General features: G+C 71.5%; 21 protein-coding genes and 2 pseudogenes. 13 read left to right on the top strand and 10 right to left on the bottom strand.

Annotated elements, in window-relative coordinates; translation table 11 throughout:
- Positions 1-377: pseudogene (locus GRX01_RS06780) on the top strand (hypothetical protein); the annotation flags it as partial.
- Between the two features lie 58 nt (positions 378-435).
- Complete coding sequence (kynU, locus tag GRX01_RS06775) at positions 436-1,776, top strand: kynureninase (RefSeq protein ID WP_159664760.1); 1,341 nt, start codon at positions 436-438, stop codon at positions 1,774-1,776.
- 30 nt (positions 1,777-1,806) lie between these two features.
- Here the strand turns inward: kynU and GRX01_RS06770 are convergent, their stop codons facing one another.
- The 4 genes from GRX01_RS06770 to GRX01_RS06755 form a co-directional block, all read right to left on the bottom strand.
- On the bottom strand, positions 1,807-2,685 hold the full coding sequence (locus GRX01_RS06770; protein WP_159664815.1) for an SDR family oxidoreductase: 879 nt from the start codon (positions 2,683-2,685) through the stop codon (positions 1,807-1,809).
- 102 nt (positions 2,686-2,787) lie between these two features.
- Entirely contained in the window at positions 2,788-3,417 is a 630-nt protein-coding gene (locus GRX01_RS06765; protein ID WP_159664758.1) for a hypothetical protein, read from the bottom strand.
- Positions 3,418-3,464: 47 nt separating this feature from the next.
- A complete protein-coding gene (locus GRX01_RS06760; RefSeq protein ID WP_159664756.1) occupies positions 3,465-5,060 on the bottom strand; it encodes a lipopolysaccharide biosynthesis protein in 1,596 nt (531 codons plus the stop codon).
- Positions 5,061-5,190: 130 nt separating this feature from the next.
- Positions 5,191-6,168 carry a diacylglycerol/lipid kinase family protein gene (locus GRX01_RS06755; RefSeq protein WP_159664754.1) on the bottom strand — a complete coding sequence of 326 codons (978 nt, stop codon included), beginning with the start codon at positions 6,166-6,168 and terminating at the stop codon, positions 5,191-5,193.
- Between the two features lie 237 nt (positions 6,169-6,405).
- On the opposite strand from GRX01_RS06755, the gene GRX01_RS06750 reads away from it, so the two are divergent.
- Positions 6,406-7,959, top strand: a complete 1,554-nt coding sequence (locus tag GRX01_RS06750; RefSeq protein ID WP_159664752.1) for an RAD55 family ATPase — start codon at positions 6,406-6,408, stop codon at positions 7,957-7,959.
- A gap of 81 nt (positions 7,960-8,040) precedes the next feature.
- Here the strand turns inward: GRX01_RS06750 and GRX01_RS06745 are convergent, their stop codons facing one another.
- Positions 8,041-8,646 (bottom strand): class I SAM-dependent methyltransferase, encoded by a 606-nt coding sequence (locus GRX01_RS06745; protein ID WP_159664750.1) that lies wholly within the window; start codon positions 8,644-8,646, stop codon positions 8,041-8,043.
- Between the two features lie 84 nt (positions 8,647-8,730).
- On the opposite strand from GRX01_RS06745, the gene GRX01_RS06740 reads away from it, so the two are divergent.
- The 4 genes from GRX01_RS06740 to GRX01_RS06725 all read left to right on the top strand — a co-directional run bounded on the left by GRX01_RS06740 (position 8,731) and on the right by GRX01_RS06725 (position 12,554).
- Positions 8,731-9,189 (top strand): hypothetical protein, encoded by a 459-nt coding sequence (locus GRX01_RS06740; RefSeq protein ID WP_159664748.1) that lies wholly within the window; start codon positions 8,731-8,733, stop codon positions 9,187-9,189.
- A 72-nt stretch (positions 9,190-9,261) separates the two neighbouring features.
- Entirely contained in the window at positions 9,262-10,686 is a 1,425-nt protein-coding gene (locus GRX01_RS06735; RefSeq protein WP_321167938.1) for an MATE family efflux transporter, read from the top strand.
- Positions 10,687-10,776: 90 nt separating this feature from the next.
- A complete protein-coding gene (locus GRX01_RS06730) occupies positions 10,777-11,700 on the top strand; it encodes a 3-hydroxyacyl-CoA dehydrogenase family protein (protein WP_159664746.1) in 924 nt (307 codons plus the stop codon).
- Positions 11,697-12,554 carry an enoyl-CoA hydratase/isomerase family protein gene (locus GRX01_RS06725; RefSeq protein ID WP_159664744.1) on the top strand — a complete coding sequence of 286 codons (858 nt, stop codon included), beginning with the start codon at positions 11,697-11,699 and terminating at the stop codon, positions 12,552-12,554. The genes GRX01_RS06730 and GRX01_RS06725 overlap by 4 nt, the downstream gene beginning before the upstream one ends.
- Before the next feature lie 46 nt (positions 12,555-12,600).
- On the opposite strand, the gene GRX01_RS06720 is transcribed toward GRX01_RS06725, so the two are convergent.
- The 4 genes from GRX01_RS06720 to GRX01_RS06705 form a co-directional block, all read right to left on the bottom strand.
- A complete protein-coding gene (locus GRX01_RS06720) occupies positions 12,601-13,128 on the bottom strand; it encodes a hypothetical protein (protein ID WP_201289529.1) in 528 nt (175 codons plus the stop codon).
- Between the two features lie 38 nt (positions 13,129-13,166).
- Entirely contained in the window at positions 13,167-13,637 is a 471-nt protein-coding gene (locus GRX01_RS06715) for a hypothetical protein (protein ID WP_321167937.1), read from the bottom strand.
- Between the two features lie 98 nt (positions 13,638-13,735).
- Positions 13,736-15,043, bottom strand: coding sequence for an MFS transporter (locus GRX01_RS06710; protein ID WP_159664806.1), 1,308 nt, complete (start codon positions 15,041-15,043; stop codon positions 13,736-13,738).
- Positions 15,044-15,476: 433 nt separating this feature from the next.
- Entirely contained in the window at positions 15,477-15,965 is a 489-nt protein-coding gene (locus GRX01_RS06705) for a dihydrofolate reductase (RefSeq protein ID WP_159664742.1), read from the bottom strand.
- Between the two features lie 169 nt (positions 15,966-16,134).
- Here GRX01_RS06705 and GRX01_RS06700 point away from each other — a divergent pair, with 169 nt between their 5' ends.
- The 3 genes from GRX01_RS06700 (at position 16,135) to GRX01_RS06690 (ending at position 18,760) form a co-directional block, all read left to right on the top strand.
- A complete protein-coding gene (locus GRX01_RS06700) occupies positions 16,135-17,331 on the top strand; it encodes a hypothetical protein (protein WP_159664740.1) in 1,197 nt (398 codons plus the stop codon).
- A gap of 147 nt (positions 17,332-17,478) precedes the next feature.
- Positions 17,479-17,733 carry a hypothetical protein gene (locus tag GRX01_RS06695; protein ID WP_159664738.1) on the top strand — a complete coding sequence of 85 codons (255 nt, stop codon included), beginning with the start codon at positions 17,479-17,481 and terminating at the stop codon, positions 17,731-17,733.
- 124 nt (positions 17,734-17,857) lie between these two features.
- On the top strand, positions 17,858-18,760 hold the full coding sequence (locus tag GRX01_RS06690) for a substrate-binding domain-containing protein (RefSeq protein WP_159664736.1): 903 nt from the start codon (positions 17,858-17,860) through the stop codon (positions 18,758-18,760).
- Between the two features lie 104 nt (positions 18,761-18,864).
- Here GRX01_RS06690 and GRX01_RS06685 read toward each other — a convergent pair whose 3' ends face one another.
- Entirely contained in the window at positions 18,865-19,305 is a 441-nt protein-coding gene (locus tag GRX01_RS06685; protein ID WP_159664734.1) for a DUF302 domain-containing protein, read from the bottom strand.
- 310 nt (positions 19,306-19,615) lie between these two features.
- Here GRX01_RS06685 and GRX01_RS06680 point away from each other — a divergent pair, with 310 nt between their 5' ends.
- From GRX01_RS06680 to GRX01_RS18770, 3 genes and pseudogenes are all read left to right on the top strand, one after another.
- Positions 19,616-19,834, top strand: coding sequence for a YgaP-like transmembrane domain (locus tag GRX01_RS06680; RefSeq protein WP_159664732.1), 219 nt, complete (start codon positions 19,616-19,618; stop codon positions 19,832-19,834).
- Positions 19,835-19,836: 2 nt separating this feature from the next.
- A pseudogene (locus tag GRX01_RS06675) lies at positions 19,837-20,231 on the top strand (class I SAM-dependent methyltransferase); the annotation flags it as partial.
- 25 nt (positions 20,232-20,256) lie between these two features.
- Positions 20,257-20,508, top strand: coding sequence for a hypothetical protein (locus tag GRX01_RS18770; protein WP_201289532.1), 252 nt, complete (start codon positions 20,257-20,259; stop codon positions 20,506-20,508).
- Positions 20,509-20,515 lie beyond the last annotated feature (7 nt).

The raw sequence follows: 20,515 nt of genomic DNA, 5'->3' as shown, positions 1-20,515 counted from the left end.
CCGCCGGCGGGCTCGCGGGGCTCGCGCTCGCGCCGTCGGTGCCGGTCGCGCTCGCCGCCGGCGTCCCGGTCGGCGCGGGCTTCTCGGTGTCGCTGACGCTGTACCGCTCGGCGATCACGGGGCTCGCGGGCGATGGCACCCGCGGCGGCCTCGTCAGCCTCGGGGAGTCGATCGGTCGGCTGGGCTCGACCGGCGCCCCGGTCGCGATGGGCGCGGCGGTCGGGTTCCTCGCGGACGCCGTCGGGTACGCCGCCGCCGTCAGGACCGTCTCGATCGCGGTCGCCGTCGCCGTCGTCGCCGGCGGCGGCGTCCTGCTCCTCCTCGGCGACATGGGTGCCGATACCGGCGCCGGGTCACCGGCCGCCGCAGACGATTGAGCTCGCGGCCGCGAGCCGCGACGCCAACGCCTAACTCTCTCCCGTCGAACGCCGACCCATGAGCGACACGAACGCCGGGACCGGGCACGCGCTCGCCGACGCTCGCGAGCGCGACGCCGCCGACCCTCTCGGCGAGTACCGCGAGCACTTCTCGGTGCCCGACGGGGAGCGCTACATGGACGGGAACTCGCTCGGCCTCGCCTCCGACACCGCCCTCGCGACGCTGGAGCGCGTCGTCGACGAGTGGCGCGAGCTCGCGATCCGCGGGTGGGAGGCGGCCGACCCCGACTGGTTCCACTACGGCGAGCACCTCGGCGACCTGCTCGCGCCGCTGGTCGGCGCTCGCGAGTCCGAGGTCGTCGTCGCCAACTCCACGACGGTCAACATCCACACCCTGATCGGGACGTTCCTCGACACGCTCCCCGGCACGCCCGCCGGCCCCGACCCGTCGGCCGACCCGCCGGCGGTGTTGGTGAACGACCTCGACTTCCCCACGGACCACTACGCGATCCGCGCGCAGTTCCGCCAGCGGGGGATCGATCCGGACGAGGCGCTCGTGGCCGTCGAGTCGCGCGACGGGCGGACCATCGAGGAGGCCGACATCGAGGCGGCGCTGCGCGAGCGCGACGACGTCGGGATCGTGTTCATGCCCTCCGTCCTCTACCGCTCTGGCCAACTGCTCGATATCGACCGGATCACCGCGGCGGCCCACGAACACGGCGCGCTCGCGGGGTTCGACTGCGCCCACTCCGTCGGCGCGGTCGACCACGCGCTCGGGGACGCCGGCGCCGACGACGAGGGCGCCGACTTCGCGGTGTGGTGCTCGTACAAGTACCTCAACGCCGGACCCGGCGCGACGGCGGGGCTGTACGTCCACGAGCGCCACCACGGCACGACGCCCGCCCTCGCGGGCTGGTGGGGCAACGACAAGTCGACCCAGTTCGAGATGCGCCACACCTACGAGGGGGCCGACACCGCCGGCGCGTGGCAGATCGGCACCGTCCCGATGCTGTCGTCGGCGCCGATCGAGGGCGCCGCGGAGCTGGTCCGGGAGGCCGGGATCGAGCGGGTCCGCGAGAAGTCGCTGGCGCTCACGGACTACCTGATCAACTTGGTCGACGACCGCCTCGGCGACGACTTCTCGGTCGGGACGCCCCGCGAACACGCCCGCCGCGGCGGCCACGTCGCGATCGAACACCCCGAGGGGTACCGCGTGAGCGAGGCGCTGCGCGACCGCGGCGTGGTCGTCGACTTCCGGCCGCCGAACGTCGTCCGCGTCTGCCCGGCGCCGCTGTACACCCGCTACGAGGACGTGTGGCGCGTGATCGAGACGATCGAGGAGATCGTCGAGTCCGACGTACATCTGGAGTACGACCCCCGCGGCGGCGGCGTCACCTGATCGGGCCGGAGACGGTCGCCGGCGACCCTCTCACTCGCGTGTGTACTCGGCGTCGAACATCCGCGCCGACGTGGGCCCCGGGTCGCCCTCCGTGAGGTTGTACGCCGAGAGGTCGGCGTCGTTCGCGCCGGCGGCGCGCAGGAGGTCCTCGTCGTACGCCGAGTGACCGGTGTACTCGCTCGGGTCGCGCGCGAGGATCGAAAGCACGGCGTCCGCGAGCACGTGCGGGGTCCGCCAGTCGTCCTCAGTGCCGAGGCCGAAGTAGCGCGTCGCGCGGGTGTCGACGGCGGTCACCGGCCAGAAGGTGTTGCAGCCGATGTCGTCGCCCGCCAGCTCCTCCGCCAGCGAGAGGGTGACGAACGACATTCCGAGCTTCGACCACGCGTAGGCGGCCTTCCCCGGTGCGCGGTCCATCGTCACCGGCGGCGCGTTCGTGAGGATCCACCCGCCCTCCTGCTCGCGGAGGTGCGGGAGGAACGCCCGCGACACGAGGTACGTCCCGCGGACGTTCACGTCCGTCATGAGGTCGAACCGGTTCGCCGGGAGGTCGGCGACGTTCGCGAGCTGGATCGCGCTGGCGTTGTTGATCACGATGTCGACCGTGCCGAACTCGTCGATCGCCTCCTCGACGGCCGCCTCGACGGCCTCCTCGTCGCGCACGTCCAGTTGGATCGCGTGGGCGTCGACGCCTCGCTCCTCGCACTGCTCGGCCGTCTTGTGGATCGTGCCGGGGAGGTCGCCGCCGGGTTCGGCGGTCTTGCCCGTCGAGACGACGTTGCAGCCGTGTTCGGCGAGCGTGAGCGCGATCCGCTTGCCGATGCCCCGGGTCGTCCCGGTGACGAACGCCGTCGAGCTCGAGAGGTCGGGGGCGTCGAACGGCGGGTCGGCGCGGGCTGGTCCGGCGGGCATCGCGTCCTCGGCGTCGGGAGAGACGTCGGCCATACCGTCGCCTCGGCGGGGGGCGCCGTGTAAGTACCGGAGGGACGAGGGGGAGAGTGACCGTCCTCCGACTCAGGGCCCCTGGGTGAACGCGTCCCGGTCCCACTTCAGATCGTCCCGGGCGTCCGCCCACTCGCCCAGTTCGCGAAGCCGGTACTCGGCGAACGCGGGGTTACGGGCCAGTTCCAGTTCGACGATCAGCCGACGGTGTAGCGGGAACAGTTCCGACCAGGGCAGCGTCATGGTGTCGTCGCTCGGCTCCGTCTCCGGAGCGAACGACGGGAGGCCGTCGCCGGGGGCGGTGTCGTCGGGCACGCTCCCGTACTGGTATCGGACCCACGTCTCGTACTCGTCGAACGGGATCGACGCCGTCGGCTCCGGCTCGCGCCGGTGTTGCACGCGATAGCGCTGGTCGCGGTCGTCGCTGCCCCACAGCACCCCCTTCAGAAGGACCTTCACGGACCCGTCGGACAGCAGCGTGGCGTCGTACTCGAGGGAGGCGTGTCGGTACTCGCGGCTCCGGAACTGCTCGGCCAGCGACGCGCCCGATGACCACTCCGTCCCGCGCCTGCGGTAGGGGGCCGCCGTCGCGACCGCCCGCTCGCGGACCGAGCGCACCTCGTCGCCGCGGCGCTCCGGGCCCGACGAGCCCGCCCACGACTCCTCCCGGGGGTCCCTCGACCCGGGCGGTGGATCGCCCATGTGTGAGAGTGACACGCCCCCGTACTTAGCGGTGTCCGTGTTGCCGATCACGGGTCGAGACCGCCGACAGCGCGGTCGCGGAGCCGGGACAGCCCCAGCCGGTAGCGCTCGACGAGCGTCGCCAGCAGGCGTCGCTCGACCGGCGAGAACCCGAGGACACGCAACACCGCGGCGTACGCCGCGAGCCCGAGGAGCGTGCCGACGACCGCCGCGGGACCGCGCGGAAGCAGTCCCCTCGCCGCCAGCGCGACGGCCGCGAACGGAACCGCCGAGAGCAGCGGCTTGGCGTGGGCGCGGGTGAACGGCTGGAGCCCCTCCACGCGGTACAGTACCGCCACCTCCAGCCCGTTGTTGACGCCGAGCATCAGCAGGTAGCTGGCGACCAGGCCGGCGAGCCCGAGCTCGATGGTGAGCGGGATCGCCGTGACGGCGAGGAACAGCGTGATCGCGGTGTTGACGACCAGCAGCGCGCGCTGGTGGTCGGTCATCCGCAGGAGGATGCCGACGCTGCCGGCCGCACACGCGAGCACCTGCGCGAGCACGAACCCCGGGAGCAGCGGCGCGTACCGCACGAACGTCGGGCCGAACAGCGCCATCACCGCCTCGCGGTGGACGATCGTCGGCACCGACAGCCCGACCACGCCGACGAGCACGAGTCGGCTGGTGACGTGATACAGCCGCGACAGGGCGTCGGAGTGGTCGTCGTCGTTGAGCGCGGCCGCGACCGGCGGGATGAACTGGTTGATCGCCATCAGCGGGAGCCGAACGAGGCTCCCGACGAGGACGCCGACGGCGAACACGCCCCCCGCGGTGCCGGACAGGAACACGGCGATCAGCGGGTAGAAGCCGAGGCGCTGGGTCGTCGTCGCGAAGCCGCTGAGGAACAGCGGCGTGGTGTACCCGACGTACCGGCTCCGGATCGCCGCGGCGTCGGGCACGCGGACCCGCGGCCGGAACCCCCGCGAGCGCGCAAGCCATCCCGCCCCGACGAGCGCGAGCGCGCCCATCGCCACGGGCAGGCCCACGGCGACGCCGGCGAGGTCGCTCACGATCACCGCGCCGGCGACACCGACGGCCAACTGGACGAGCGGGAACGCGACGCGCTGGAACACGTTCAGCGCGGTCACCTCCTCGGTGGCGCGCAGCACCCGCGCGATCAGGAACAGCGACACCGTCAGCGGCAACCCCACGCCGAACGCGCGGAGGTACAGCGGGAACGGCGGCCCCTTCCCGGTGAACGCGGCGACGGCCGGCGCGCCGAGGAACAGTCCCGCGCCGAACAGCGCCGAGACGCCGACCACCAGCGCCGCCGCGAACGTCGCGAGCGCGTCGCGCTCGGCCGGGTCCTCGACGGTCGGCAGGAAGCGACTGAGGCCGCTCCCGAACCCCATCGCGAGCCGTCGGAGGAACCGCGAGAGCCGACGAGCGAGCGCGAAGAGGCCGTACGGGCCGGCGGCGAACGTGTTCGTCAACAGCGCGGTGAACGCCAGCGTCAGTCCGCGCTGGGCGAGGATGCTCGGCGTGGAGACGACCGCGCCGTGGGCCACCCGTTCGAGCGCGTCCGCGAGACGTGCCTCCGTCGGATCGAGTTCGGCGCCGTCGCCGACGCCGCCGACGGTACCTTCGTTCCCATCGTTGCTCACGGCGCCACTACCGCTGTCGCCGCCGGTACCGACCTCTCCGCCGTCACTCGGTCGATCTCGTGGCCCCCCTGCCGATCCCATCGACTCGCCGGAGCGGAGAGCCGGAGAAAAGCCCGACGAAGTGGGCCGGTTACTCCGAGTCGGGACCGTACTCCGGCTCCGGCTCGTACGCGTCGCCGACGCGCACGTCGAGCGCGGCGGGGAGCACGCGGAGGTCGAGCCGTCGGTGGGTCGCGACCTCGCCGTCGCGGCTGAACGTGATCGGCTCGTCGTCGCTCTCGACGTGCAACTCGCTCGCGCGGAACTGGGTGACGCCGTCGGTTCCCTCGCCGAGCAGGCGGTGGATCGCCGCCTCGACCGCCAGTCCCGGCGCGGGCATTCGCTCGACGACGGCTACGTCGAAGCGGCCGTCCTCCATGTCGGCCTGCCCGCCCTCCTCGACGAACTTCCGGGCGTTGCCGACGAGCACGCAGGTGGCCTCTCCCGCCCACGACCGCGTCGGCGACTCGACGCGGACGTCGAGCCCGTCGAACGCCATCGTCTCGCGGGCCCCCGCGAGGAGGAACGCGAGGGTTCCGAACCGCTCCTTCAACTCGTCGGAGGTCGCCGTGCTCGCGTCGGCCGGAAGCCCGGCGATACACGAGACCAGGAACGGCTCGGCGGCCTCGCCATCGTCCCCGTCCTCGTCCCCGCCGACGTGGTCCTCACGCTCCGTGGCGCCGTCGTCGCCCTCGGTAACGCCCACGTCGAGCGCGCGTGCCTCGCCGGTGTCCGACAGCTCGATCCCGTGGTCCAGCGAGTCGATGCCGAGCCTGCCGGCGAGGAGGTTCGCCGTGCCCGCCGGGAGCACCGCGAGCGTCACGTCGCCGAGGGCGTCCGCGCGGTACAGTCCCCGGAGCGCGTCGTTGATCGTCCCGTCGCCGCCGCAGACGGCGAGCGTCGAGACGCCGACCTCGCCGGCCTCCCGGGCCAACTCGATCGTGTGGTCGGCGTCCTCGGTCTCGGTGACTGCGAAGCCGCGCGCCTCCATCGCCTGACGAACGTGGTCGGCGTGGTCGCCGGTGCCGCTGTGCGGGTTGACGAGACAGCGGCGCGACCCGATCTGCATGTCCGACCGGACGCCGGCGTCGTACTTCAACCCCGCGCGGCGCGCCTGTGATCCGCCACGACGGGCGGCTCGTCGCGAGGGTGGTCCGATTCGGGGTGATCTGCGCGGGGCAGTCCGAGTTGAGGTGATCTGCGCCGGGGCCGGTCCGGTCGAGGCGATTCGAGCCGAACCAGTCCGCGTCGGCGGAACCGGCCGGCGGAGGTACGGTTAAGTCTATCCGAGGGAGTTGTTCGTCACATGAGCGATGAGACTGCCGCGAGCGTCGGCGACGACGTGCTCGATCGGATGCTCCGTGGCGGGCTCCCGCGTGGCCAGGCGACGCTGGTCCGCGGCGGCCCGGGGACGGGGAAGTCGACGCTGAGCATGCAGTTCCTCGACGCCGGCGTCCGGGCCGGTGAGGAGTGTCTGTACGTGACGACCGAGCAGACGCTCGACGACGTGGCCGACTCCTTTTCGGCGTTCCCGTTCGCACTCGACGACGACCGCCTCGACGTGCTCTCATTGCACGCGACACCGGGGACGACCCTCGAACACCCCGAGGGGGCTGACGACGGGATGACCCTCCAGCGGCTCGACGACGACGCGGCCATCGGCGGCGACTTCTCGTTCGGGGAGTACACGCGGGAGTTGACGGCGGCGACGTTGCGCGAGGAGTTCCGCCGGTACGCCGACTACGACCGGGTGGTCCTCGACTCCGCCAACGGCCTCGCGGGGTTCACCGACAGCCGCACGTACCGACGGATCCTCCTCGACGTGATCGCGACCCTCACCGACGAGGGCGACGCAACGGTGTTGTTCACGGCCGAACGGGGTGGTGACGGCGGCGAGTCCGTCGGCGACCTGCTCCAGTACGCCGTTCACGGCGTCCTCTCGCTGTCGCGCGAGCGCATCCGGGACGACGGCCACCGCTTCATCGAGATCACCAAGCTCCGCGGCGTCGACCACGACACCCGGAAGCTCGAGCTCCACATCGACGACGAACGCGGCGCCCGCGCGGTGCCCGGCCGGCGGAGCCAGCCGCCGGCGGTGAAGACCCACGGGCACCGACCGGTCGGGGTCGACGGGTTCGACGACCTCGTCGGCGGCGGGGTCGTCGCCGGCGCGGGCGTCCTCTTCGAACACGACGGGACGGCGAACGTCTCGACGTTCCTCGGATCGTTCCTCGACGCGGCGCTCGCTCGCGGCGACCGGCTCGCGGTCGTCCCGACCATCCACCTCCGCCCGCACGGGCTGGAGACGATCCTCTCGGGGTTCGGCCACGACGCCGACGACCTGTTCGCCGCCGGCCGACTCCACGTCGTCGACCTGATCGGCACGTGGGACGCCGACCGGGACGGCGTCCACGCACCCGACACGGCCGACGGCGTCCGCGAGGCCTTCGATTCGATCCGCCCGAGCGACGACGAGGCGGCGCTCACGTCGATCGTGAACGCGGACGCGTACGTGAACGCGCTCTCGCCCGCGGAGGCCCGCGCACTGCGCTACTACGAGGAGTCACACTTGGTTCGTCCGAGCGACACGCTCGTGCACGTCCACAACCCGGGTATCGCGGCCGACGAGGTGTCGGCGTTCTTCGAGAACACCGCCGAGCAGGTGATCGAGACGTGGCTCTCCGACAGCGGGCTCCAGTACGTCCACCTCCGGAAGTCGCCGTGCGGCTTCGTCGGCACGACCTCGCTGGTCGAGTACCTGAACGAGAAGCCATACGTGGCGGTTCAGGGGCCGCCGAGCGACCGCGAGAACCCGATGGCCGAGGAGCCGTATCCGGAGGAGTACCCGTCAGGGAAGTAGTCGAGGAACCGAGGACACCGACGACCGCACGGAAGAGAGGGCGGTGCGCCGGCTCGTGGGCGGTCGACGCCCGGCTCGTGGTCAGTCGGCGCGCTCGAACACTCGCACGGTGTCGTCCCCGAGCGCCTCGACGGTCGTCTGCGTGAAGCCGCGCGACTCGAACACCACGCCCCAGTCGTGGCGGTACAGCGGGAGGCCGTCGTCGACCTCCACGATACCGCCGCCGCCATCGCCCTCCAACTCGACGGTCACGAGGACGTCGCCGGCGACGCGCGCGACCTCGTCGAAGGTCGCGGACATCTCCTCAGGGTGGACGTGTTGGAGCGTCTCGACCGAGTACACGGCGTCGAACGTCCCGTCCTCGAACGCCGGGAGCACGTCGGCGATGGCGCCGGCGTGGAACGACCCGGCGTCCGCGAGGTCCGGGTACTCCTCGCGGAGCACGTCGAAGGAGTCGGGGTTGATGTCAACCCCCGAGAGGTCGGCGAAGCCCTCCCCGTGGAGGTGTGCGAGGTGTCGGCCGGAGCCACAGCCGAGTTCGAGCACGCGCGCGTCGCGGCCGACGGCGCCCGAGAGGGCGTCGGCGACGACCTCGCTCACCTCGTTGGGGCCGTAGTGCGCGTAGTACCGCGGGGAGAACTCCCCGGTGCGGTCCGCCCAGGCGTCGCGGAGGTCGTTCGCGTTCATACGATCGACTGGGGGCGACCACGGAGAACGCTTCCGACTGGCCGCCCGGGCAACGCCTATCGGCGTCGGGCGCCAATCTCCCCCGTGTCCCGGACCGTTCGTACCCTCGTCGGCCTCGCGGTGCTCCCGCACGAGGCGGCCCACGCCGCCGTCGCCCGACTGTTCGGCCTCGACGCCGAGGTCGAGGTGTTGCCGGCGTGGGGGGGAGCCGGTCGCCCGCTCGGGCGGTTCGACGCGACCGTCCCCCGGGAGACCTCCTCCGCGGTCGTCCGGGCCATCGCGTTGGCCCCGCTCGCGTACGTCGGCGTCGCCGCGGCGCTCGACGCCCTCCTCCCCGGCGGATCCGGGCTTCGCTACCTCGCGATCGCGCCGCTGGCGTACTGGGCGGCGCTGTCGAACGGCGACCTCGCGGTCGCGGCCGACCCGGAGACGGTCCGCGACCGCGGACGCTTCCTCGTGGCCGACGAGGGGTGGAGCGGTCCGACCGCGGACGCGCTGACCGTGCTCACGACGGGCGCGGTGGCCGGACTCCTGCTCGCGTGACCCGATCTGACGTTCCGGCGATCCACGTCCCCGAACGGAACCGATTAGCCGCGGGCACCCGTCGCCACGGACGTGTCACCGCTTCGTCGCGTCGGGGCGGCCCTCGCCGCGGCGCTGGCCGGCGCGGGCGTCATCGACGAGTCGCGCCTGCGCGCGACGACGGACCTGGCGTGGCCGCGCATCGTCACCGGCTTCGCCATCATGTCGAAGCGGACCGTCGACCTCGCGCTGGTCGGCCTCGTCGTCGGCCCGACCGCGGTCGCCGGGCTGACGCTCGCGAACGCGTTCTGGATGGCCGCGAAGTTCGTCGCGATCGGCCTCGCGGGCGGGACGGTCTCGCTCGTCTCGCAGAACTACGGCGGCGGCGACGACGAGCGTGCGGCGGCGGTCGTTCGCCTCAGCGTCGTCATCGCGCTCGTGCTCGGGGTCATCGCCGTCGCGACCTTCGGTCTCGCGGCCGAGCCGCTCGTCGGCCTGCTCGGCGGCGATCGGACGGCGATCGGCTACGGTGCGACGTACCTCGCGGTGGTCGCGCCGGGCCTCCTGTTCGAGTTCCTGAACCTGATCGCCAGCCGGACGTACGCGGGCGTCAGCGACACCGTCACGCCGATGGTCGTCCGCGCGGGCGGCGCCGTCGCCAACATCGCGCTGTCGGCCACGTTCGTCGTCGGGCTCGACATGGGCGTCGCCGGCGCGGCGCTGGGAACCGCGCTGGCGACGGCACTCGTGACGGTCGTGTTCGTGTGGGGGATGACCGGCCGGAACTACGTCCGGGGCCGCGGCGCCAGCCCGGTTCCGCTGCGCGTCCGCGGGTCCCCCCACGACCGCGAGCTGCTGGGGCAGATCGCCAGCGTGTCCGCGCCGCTGGTCGCCCGCCGCGCCGCTCAGGGGCTCGTCGTGTTCCCGCTGCTCGCGATCGCGGCGACGTTCGGCCCGGTCGCCGTCGCCGCCGTCGGCGTCGGCCGACAGGTCCGTGCGCTCGTCGGGAGCTTCTCGTGGGGCTTCTCGATCGCGGCGTCGACGCTCGTCGGGCAGGAGCTCGGCCGCGGCGACGAGAGCGAGGCCGAGGCGTACGGGCGCGAGATCACTCGGCTGTCGCTGCTCGTGTACCTCGTCGCCGCCGCGGTCGTCGTCGCGCTCGCGGAGCCGATCGCCGCCGTGTTCGTCGACGATCCCGCGAACCTGTCGCTGTCGGCAGACTTCGTCCGCGTCGCGGCGATCTCGGTGGTCGCACTCGGCGTCGACGGGTCGATCACGGGCACGCTGCGCGGCGCCGGCGACACCCGCGTCCCCTTCGTCGCGACGCTCGCGGGCGCGTACCTCGCGGCGCTGCCGCTGGCGTGGGCCGGGACCGTGATCCCCGCGCTCGGGATCGCCGGCCTGATCCTGTCGCTGCTGGCGGAGACGGCGGTCCCGCTCGTCGTGAACGCCAGGCGTTTCCGCTCGAACCGCTGGAAGGCGGTTAGCCGCGAGTATCGACCGAGCGCGGGCGACTGAGCGGGCTCGACCGCCGTCGAGTTCCCGGTCGTGCGGACGGCCGCCCGCCGCACCACCCACCCTTATGCCCGCCCGCGGCGCCTCCCCGCTATGCGAGTCACGGTACTGGGCGCGGGGACGATGGGCGCCGGCATCGCGCAGGCGGCCGCGACCGCCGGACACGACGTCGCGCTGCGGGACGTGGAGGAGTCGTACGTCGAGGAGGGCCTCGACCGCATCGACGACACCCTCTCTGAGGGCGTCGAGCGCGGGAAGGTAGACCCGGAGGCGCGTGACGCCGCGCTCGACCGGATCACGGGGGTGACCGACCTCGCGGCGGCGGCCGACGGCGCCGACCTCGTGATCGAGGCGGTGCCGGAGGACATGGACCTCAAACGGGAGGTGCTCGGCGATGTCGAGGGACACGTCCACGCCGACGCGGTGCTGGCGTCGAACACGTCCGCGCTGTCGGTGACGGAGCTGGCGAGCGCGCTCGACCGCCCCGAGCGCCTGCTGGGGCTCCACTTCTTCAACCCGGTTCACCTGATGGGGCTGGTCGAGGTCGTCGTCGCCGAGCGGACCGACGAGACGACGCTGGAGACGGCCCGTGGGTTCGTCGAGTCGCTCGGCAAGACCGCCGTCGAGGTCCGCGACTCCCCGGGGTTCGCCTCCTCGCGGCTCGGGGTCGCGCTCGGCGCCGAGGCGATCCGGATGTACGAGTCCGGCGTCGCCGGCGTCGCCGACATCGACGCCGCGATGGAGTTGGGGTACAACCACCCGATGGGCCCGCTGAAGCTGACGGACGTGATCGGACTGGACGTCCGCCTGGACGTGCTGGAGCATCTGCGCGAGGAGTTGGGCGAGCGATTCCGCCCGCCGCAGGCGCTCAAGCGGAAGGTCCGCGCCGGGAAGCTGGGGAAGAAGACCGGCGAGGGGTTCTACGTGTGGGAGGACGGCGAGGCGGTTCGGCCCGCGGACGGGACGGGCGGCGGCGACGCGGCGTCCGCCGGCGACGGGGCGGAGGGACCGCGATGAGCGACCCCGAGGAGGGGGCCGACGCCGGCGACCCGGATACCGATCCGGCGGCCGTCGCAGACGACTGCGAGTTCGTCGACTGCGCGGTCGGCGACCGCGTCGACGGTGTCGCCACGGTCACGCTCTCGCGGCCGGACGCGCGGAACGCGCTGAACGCGCCGCTCCGCGAGGAGCTGAAACGCGTCCTCGACGCCACGGAGCGCGAGGGAAGCGGCGTCCGGGTCGTCGTGCTCACCGGCGCCGACGAGGCGAGGGCGTTCGTCGCCGGCGCGGACGTGACCGAGTTGCGCGAGCGCGACATGCTCGAACAGCGACGTGCGAGCGAGCGCCCGCGGGTGTACGAGCGCGTCGCGGACCTTCGGCAACCGGTGATCGCCCGGATCAACGGCCACGCGCTCGGCGGGGGCTGTGAACTCGCGCAGGCGTGCGACGTGCGTATCGCCCACGAGCGAGCGAAGCTCGGGCAGCCGGAGATCAATCTGGGGCTCATCCCCGGCGGCGGCGGTACCCAGCGGCTCGTCAGGCTCGTCGGCGAGGGGCAGGCGATGAAGCTGATCTGCTCGGGGGAGCTGATCGACGCCGAGGAGGCCGCGGACATCGGACTCGTCGACGAGGTCCACGGCGACGACGACTTCGACGACCGCGTGTACGATCTGGCGGCGTCGATGGCCGACAAGAGCCCCGTCGCGCTGGAACACGCGAAGAGGGCGGTCCGAGCCGCCTCCCGGATGGGGCTCGACGAGGGGCTCGACTACGAGTCGGAGCTGTTCGTCGGGCTGTTCGCGACCGCGGACAAGGACGAGGGGATCGACGCGTTCCTCGAGGAGCGCGAGCCGGAGTGGGAGGGTCGGTAAGGGGAGCCGAGGCGACGGGTGAGGAGGCGACCGTCCCGGACCCGGCTCAGTACCGCACCGCCGCGTCGACGATGCCCACCGTCTGGCCGACGCCGACGAGCGCGAGGCCGGCGATCCGGACCCCGGCCTCCGGGGCGGTGCCGACGGCGAGCGCCCCGACGTAGAGGACGGCGCCCGCGAGCGAGAGCGCCGCGGCCGCGTAGTTCACCGCCCGCGCGGTTCCTCGGGATTCCCGTCCCGTGTACCACAGCGCGGGGACGGGGAGCAGCGTCCAGCCGACGACAGAGGTCGCGATCAGCGGCGCCGACGCGGGGTCACCGGCGACGAGGAGGCCGACGGTGCCCGCGAGCGTGACAGGGATCCCGACGAGGATCACGAGCCGCCACGCCCGGAGGACGCCCGCGGCCATGTCGGACCACGAGAGGCCGACGAACGCGACGAGCAGGACGTCCATCACGAGATGCGCGATCAGCACCGGCCGGTCGGCGACGAGTCCGAGGTGCGCGGCGATCGTGAACCCCCACGCGAGCGGGACGAGCCCGGCGGGGGCCGTCTCGCGGATGCGTCGGAACACGCCGGCGAGACGGGGGTGACGGTGAAAACGGTTCGGGCCTACAGGACGACGGCGGCGATCCCGACGAGAGGGACGAGCACGAGCAGGTAGACGGCGGCCTCGATCGCCCACGCGCGGCGGATCCGACCGAGTCGCTGACGGGGGAGCCCGGTCGAGCGCGGCAACACGACGAGCGCGAAGAAGCCGATCATCAGCGGGTACATGACGACCCCCGCGAGGACCGCCGCGAGCGCTCCGGGGCCGACGACGCTCCCGGCCGCGAGCAGGAGCCAGACGAACAGCGCCCCGGAGAGCGTCCCGGCGACGTAGTGGACGACCGACGCGAGCCGTTCGGGCGACTGGTCGGGGTGGGTGTCGGTGAGGACGCCGCTGGCGACGTGCGGCGGCGTCCAGCCCTCGTCGACCCGGTCCATCACGCGATCCATCGCGAGCGTCGCCACGACGCCGGCGACGATGCCGACGAGGAACAGCAGCGGTACCGAGATCGAAGCGGCAGCTTGCGCGAGCACGGACGTGCCCAGGGGCCCGAGCCACCTATCGGTTTCCGCCGAACGCCGTCGCTGATCCCGGCCGGTCACTCGAAACCGGCCACGGAGGGCCGGCAGGATCAGTCGTCCGAGGTCGGAGGCGCCGCCGCGGGGTCGGTCGAGACGACCCAGCCGTCGTCGTTCGCCCGCTCGGCGACGTGGGGGCGGAACACCCATCCCGCGATCGCGACGATGGGGATCATCGACGCGCCGACGATGGCGTAGCCGACGTGGAGGTTCGCCAGGAACGGCGCGGCGTACACCAGCGGGTAGACGATGCCGCCGACGGTGCCGACCCCGCCGACGACGCCCGCGACGGCGCCGGAGCTGTTCGGGAACATCGCCGGCACCTGCGCGAAGATCGCGCCCTCGGCGAACGCACAGCCCATGCCGACGAGGAAGCCGGCGCCGACCGCGAGCAGCACCTCGCCCGACAGGCCCGCGAGCGTCATCCCGAACATCGTCACGACGACGAAACACAGCGTGAGGAACGTCCACTGCTCACGGTAGCGCCCGGCGAACACCGGCAGGATGTCGCGCTCCGCGCGCGCCAGCCGGTCGCTGACGTAGCCGCCGATCGGGCGGAGCAGGCCGGCGGCGATCGAGAACGTCGCCGCGAACGTCGCCGCGAGCGTGAGGTTCTGAGTGTTGAACCCCTCCCGGTAGTAGGTGGCCAGCCAGCCGTTCATCGACAGTTCGAGGCCGAACGTCATCACGTACGCCAGCGCGAGCACGACGGTCCCGTACCGGGTCGCGGTGAACAGCCACCCGCGGAAGCTGGCGCCCTCCGCGGTGGCCGCGCGCTTCTCCTCGCTTTTGGCGGCCTCGCCGAGGGCGTAGTAGGCGACCGCCAGCAGGATCGAGACGACGCCGGTGTAGAAGAACGCCGCCCGCCAGTTCGTCGAGAACAGGGGGCCGCTCCAGTCGGTCGTGAACACCCGCGGGAGGATCAACGCCCCGCCCGCGGCCCCGGCGTTGCCCACGCCCGCGTAGATGCCCTCGGCGGTCCCCAGCTCCTCCTCCTCGAACCACTCGGAGACGTGCTGGATCCCGATCACGAACGTGATCCCCGCCGTCGCGACGATGAGCCGCTCGACGAAGAACACCGTGTACGACTCCGCGAACGCCGACGCCATCGAGAAGACGCCGACGTAGCCGAGCACGATGGCGAACACCGCCGGCGCGCCGAACTTGTCGGAGAGCCATCCAGTCAGGATGCGACCGAACGGCGCCAGCCAGATGGCCGCGCTGGCGAGGATCCCGATCTCCGCCAGCGAGAGCCCGAACTCCTCGGCCATCGGTCCCGTGAACGGCGCGAACGAGAACCAGATCAGGAACGAGAAGTTGAACCCGATCGTCGCCAGCAACAGCGTCCGGTACTTCGTCATCCGGATCAGCGACATGCGACCGCCCCCGCGACGATCGAACGCTTCGCCGACGCGTCCGATACTCCACTATCGTTCATTAATTCCCTCGGTTTCGTTGTGAAACCCATCTTCGGATGGCGAGTCGGAGGTCGCGCTGTTAACTATTTCCACGACTGAACGTCCAATTATACAGCGATATTGCGGACGAACAGGCAATGTTACGACCGATATTGTCTCCTAAAGGACGTTCTTTCTCGAAGATCCCGTGTGAAAAGCAAACGTACGTTCGTCCTCTTCGGGACGGTCGCGTGGCCACGTTCACACACGGGGGCAAAAACAGTCGTCAGCGCGCGCGCCAGAACAGTCTACAGAGGATCTGAGGGGGCGGTTATCGACCGTTCCGGTGAACTGTCGAACCGGTGGTCCCGCGTCACTGTCCGATGTACGAGGCGCGTCACCCGCCGTCGGCCCGGACCCACTCCTCCAGCGTGAAGCGGTCGAACTCGGTCGACTCGACCAGCTCCCAGTCTGCCTCGTTCCACTCCGGGTAGGTGGTGTCGCCCTCGTACTCGCCGTGGACCCGACTGAGCGCCATCCGGTCGACGTGCGGCTGAAACAGCTCGTAGATCCCGCCGCCGCCGATCACGTAGGCGGTGTCGGCCTCGAGGGAGTCGGCGATCCCGACCGCCTCGTCCACGTCGGCGGCGACGCGGGCGGTGTCGGCCTCGACCGAGTCGACGCTCCGCGAGAGGACGATCTGTGCCGAGCCGGGGAGGTCGTCCAGCATCGACTCGAACGTCCGGCGGCCGAGGATCACCGGGTCGTTCGCGATCCGGTCTCGGTACTGCCGCTTGTCCTCGGGGATCGAGGGCCACGGGAGTTCGCCGTCGTCGCCGATGACGCCGTTGTCCGCGACCGCGGCCACGGACACGAGTTCGACCATACGACGACAACGGGACCCCCGAGCATACCGTTTTTCCCCGCGGCGGCCGCTCGGTCGTCGCCACGGCCGTCCGGTGGAATCCGACCGGAACCGGGTCGGACCGGGTCGGCCCGGCTCGGGTCGTCGCGCCACCACGGTTATGTACTCGCGGCGGCCGCGTTCACTCGATATGCAGATCGGAGTCGTCGGCGTCGGCGGGGGCGGCACCGCGATCGCGGACGCGCTGCTCGCGGACGACGCGGGGCGCGCCGCGGACTACCTCGTCGGCGCGGTCGCGATCGACACCGACGCGGGCGCGCTCGCCGACCTCGACCGGGTCGACGAGGACGACCGGCACCTCCTCGGGACGGTCCACACGGAGGGGAGTGGAACCGCCGGCGACACGGAGCTGGCCGCCGAGATCGCCCGCGAGGAGCGTCCGGAACTCCGGGCCGCAGCCGATACGATCCCCGTCGGTCGGATCGACGCCGCGGTCGTGTGCGCCGCGCTCGGCGGCGGCACCGGCGCCGGCATCGCCCCGGCGATCGTCGACCTGCTCGGGCAGGTGACGGGCACGCCGGTGTACGCGCTCGGGGTGCTCCCGGGCGTCGCGGAGGACGGCGGAAACGGCGACGCGGTGGACGCGACGACGGATGGCCCAAGACGACCGTCCGCAGCCGGCGACGACGACCGCGACGGCCCCGACCGACCGGACCGCCCGCTCGGGTCGAACGCGGCGGGCGCGGTGCGGGCGCTCTCGGCCGCGAGCGACGACCTCCTGCTGGCCGACCTCGACGTCTGGCGCGCCAGCGGCGGCACGTACGACGACGCGTGGCCGGAGGTGGACGCCGCCGTCGCCGGCCGGCTCGGCTCGCTGCTCGCCGCAGGCGAGGCCGCCGACCCGACGCCGGAACGCGTCCTCGACGCCAGCGAGCTGACGAACACCCTCGGCGCCGGCGGCGTCACCGCGCTGGGCACCGCCGGCGCCGAGGTGGAGAACGGTCGCCGCGAGGGGCTCGTCGGCGGCCTGCTCGACCGAATCGGCGGCGCCGACGGGCCCGCGGTCGACGAGGGCGAGGCGGTGTCGGTCGCGACCAACGCCGCTCGAAAGGCGATCTCTCACCGTCTCACCCTCCCGTGTGACACCACCAGCGCGTCGCGGGCGGCGGTCGTGTTCCACGCGCCGCCCGCGTGGCTCAGCCGTCGCGGGCTCGAGCGCGCCCGGGGGGTGATCGAGGAGGAGACGGGCGTTCCGGAGATCCGCTGGGGAGACTATCCCGACCCGACCGCCGAGGAGTTCCGCGTCACGGTGCTGCTGTCCGGGATCTCGACCAGCGACCGCCTCGCCGCGCTCGGCGACGCTGTCGACCCCATGCGGCTCGGGTGACCGGCCGCCGGAGTCGGGCCTCAGCCGTCGGACCGACCGTCGCTCCCGGTCCGTCTCTCCCCGCCGCGGGACCACCTCTCGCCGCCGGGGGGCCACCTCTCGCCGCCGACCCGACCCGTTAAGACGGTTCCCCCGCGAGCGCCGTGTATGACCACGGACGGAACGGACGGGAGCGATGGTACCGACGATGCGTCCGACGGAAGCGACGAGCCGACGGTCCCCATCGTCTGCGAGGAGTGCGACACGCAGACGCGCGTGCCGCTCTCGAAGCTCGCGGACCAACTCGACCGGCACAACGAGACGAGACACGGGGGCAAGGACGTCGCCGGCGTCGAGCCCGGGATCGCCGACCGTATCGCCGATCTGGCGGCCGAGGACATGGGGCTGCTGGACGGGGAGTGACCACGCGTCCGGCCTGACCGCTTCCGGGCGAGCGGTTCGACACGCCGAACGTGTTCGGGTACGGTTACCCGACCGAAATGAGATAACCACCACCATTTATTGAATCGAGCCGAACACGCCGGACATGGACCGTCGGCGATACATGGAGGCAGTTGGCGGCGGCACCGTGGTCTCGCTCGCGGGCTGCCTCGGCGACGCCTCCTCGAACGAGGACGGGGACGGGGGCGGCGCCATCGCCGGCGACTCGCTGACGCTCGCGACGGCGACGACGGCGTACGACAGCGGACTGCTCGATGCCCTCAACCCGGGGTTCGAGGACCGCTTCGGCGTCTCGGTCGAGGCGATAGCCCGGGGAACCGGCGGATCGCTCGAAACGGCGCGCAACGGCGACTGTGACGTCGTTCTCGTTCACGCCCGCCTCCTCGAGGACGAGTTCCTCCGAGCCGGCCACGGGATCAATCGCCGGTCGCTCATGGCCAACGACTTCCTCGTCGTCGGTCCGCCGGACGACCCCGCGGGAATAGCGGGCCGGGACCCGGTCTCGGCGTTCGAGGCGATCGCCGAGGCCGAGGCCACGTTCGTCTCACGCGGCGATCGGTCCGGTACTCACATCCGGGAACTGGAGATCTGGGAGGAGACGGGCGTTTCCCCGTCGGGCTCGTGGTACAGCGAGACCGGACAGGGGATGGGCAACACCCTCGTCACGGCCGCCCAGACGAACGCGTACACGCTGACCGACCGCGGGACGTTCCTGAACGTCGTCGACGGCGGGCTGGTCGCACACGTCGATCGCGGCATCCGGAACCCGCCGCCGCTCCTGCGGAACGAGTACGGGCTGATCCCGGTCGATCCGGCGAGGAACGACACCGCGTATCAGCTCGCCATGGCGTACGTGGGCTACGTTACCGGTCCCGGACAGGACCGGATCGAGGAGTTTCGGATCGGCGGATCGCGTGCGTTCCGACCGGCGGGGGTAACCCGCGAGCCGGACTTCGAACAGTACGTGCCGTCCGGGTGGCGCCGATAGTCGATTCACCGACGCACCGTGTTCGATCGACGCGCTCGACCGGTCGGGAGATCCGAGGGCGTCGACCTCTCGGTGCTGTCGGCGTCCAACGCGTGGAACCCGTCTCAGAGGTTCCGGAACGCTTCCTCGACGAGTTCGCCCGTGTCGGCGACGATGTCCGCCATCTCATCGTCGTCGGGCGCCATCCCGACCAGTCGCGCGATGCGCATGATCGAGACGTGGTAGACGACCTGCGTGCCGGGTTCCTCCTCCCAGACGACGACGTTGCAGGCCATGAGCGCCCCGAGTTTGTTGTCAGTCGCGTCGAGCGCTCGGTCGGCGACCTCGGGGTTGCACGCGCCCAGCACGTAGTACGGATCGCGCCCCGCGTCGACCTTCTCGTTGAGCATCTCGGAGGGTGAGAACTCCACCGGGACGCCGAATCCGGCGTCCGTGAACACGTCGCGGACGTGTTCGATCGCGTCCTCGTGGCTCATCTCGAGGGTCGTCCGTTCCTCGCCGATGTCCTCAGGGTCGATCTGGGTCGGGTCGATAGGGAGCGTCATTCGTGCCTTATATTGTGTCTAACACACAAATTTCCTTCGGATGGTCGGTCGAACCACGCCGGAAGGTCGATAGGCGATCCCCCATACCTCTCTCGAGTACAACCGACGCAGTCAACGCACCCGACGAGTACGTCGACCGGGAACTACACGTCGACGACGCGGGCTCTCCTCATTCAGCTTCCAGCGAGGTGGCAGTCCCGGACAGACCAGTACCAGTCCACAGACGCGGTCGTTGAGCCGGATCTCCTGTCGTCATCGGTGCGGGGGCTGTCAGCAAAGAGTTAGGTGGTCGTATGGTGTAGTAGTGGGTATGAAAAACAATATGGGCGCGACAGACAGTCGAACTCGAATCGCCCTCGGACTGGGATCGGCGGTCGTCGGATCGGCGACGCTCGGCGGCCTGCTCGGACTCGGAACGACAGTCGGCGCGGTCCTGCTGCTGCTGGCGCTCGTTCTCGTCGGGACCGGGATCGTCCGACTCTGTCTCGTCTATCGCCTGCTCGGGATCGACACGTCGGGCTCTCGCTGAGGATGGGCCGGTTCCAGAACACCGGCCAGCCCGACTGGGACTGGTGGAGCAAGCTCTGGCCGACCCCGGGCGAGACGCTCCGGGAACTCGGCCTCGAGTCCGGGGAGTCGGTCGCCGAGGTCGGCTGTGGTAGCGGCTACTTCGCGCTCCCGGCCGCCCGGATCGTCGAGCCGAAGCCGGTATACGCGGTTGACTTGGACGAGACACTTCTCGCGGAACTCGATCGTATCGCCGGACGACAGGCTATCGAGAACGTCGTCCCGATCACGGTGACGCCGGGGACCTGACCGAAGTCCTCCCCGATCCGGTCGACACGCTCGTCGTTGCGAACACGTTCCACGGTGTCGGCGACCAGTCGGGGTTCGTCGCGGTACCCGTCGTAGCGACGCTGCTCGCCGGAAGCGCGTTCGGCGCGCGCATCGGTGCGGGCGTCTTCCAACGTCGTCGACGAAGACGATATCAAGGGGTACTTCGCGACGATGCTGCTCGCGGGCAGCGTCGCCGTCGCCGCCAAGCGCGTCGGCACCGTATACGATATCGGCGTACTCACCACTCTGAGTGTCGCGCTGATCTTCGGCGCGACCGTCATCGTGAGTGGGACGATCGTTCTCGCTGCCGTCTGCCAACTTCGCGACGACGACACCGGCTTCTGGTGTCGGCTCTCGGCGACATAGAACGGAG

This window comes from Halobaculum saliterrae (genome assembly GCF_009831625.1).
Classification (GTDB): Archaea; Halobacteriota; Halobacteria; order Halobacteriales; family Haloferacaceae; genus Halobaculum; species Halobaculum saliterrae.
This window is presented reverse-complemented; position numbering and strand designations above follow the sequence as displayed.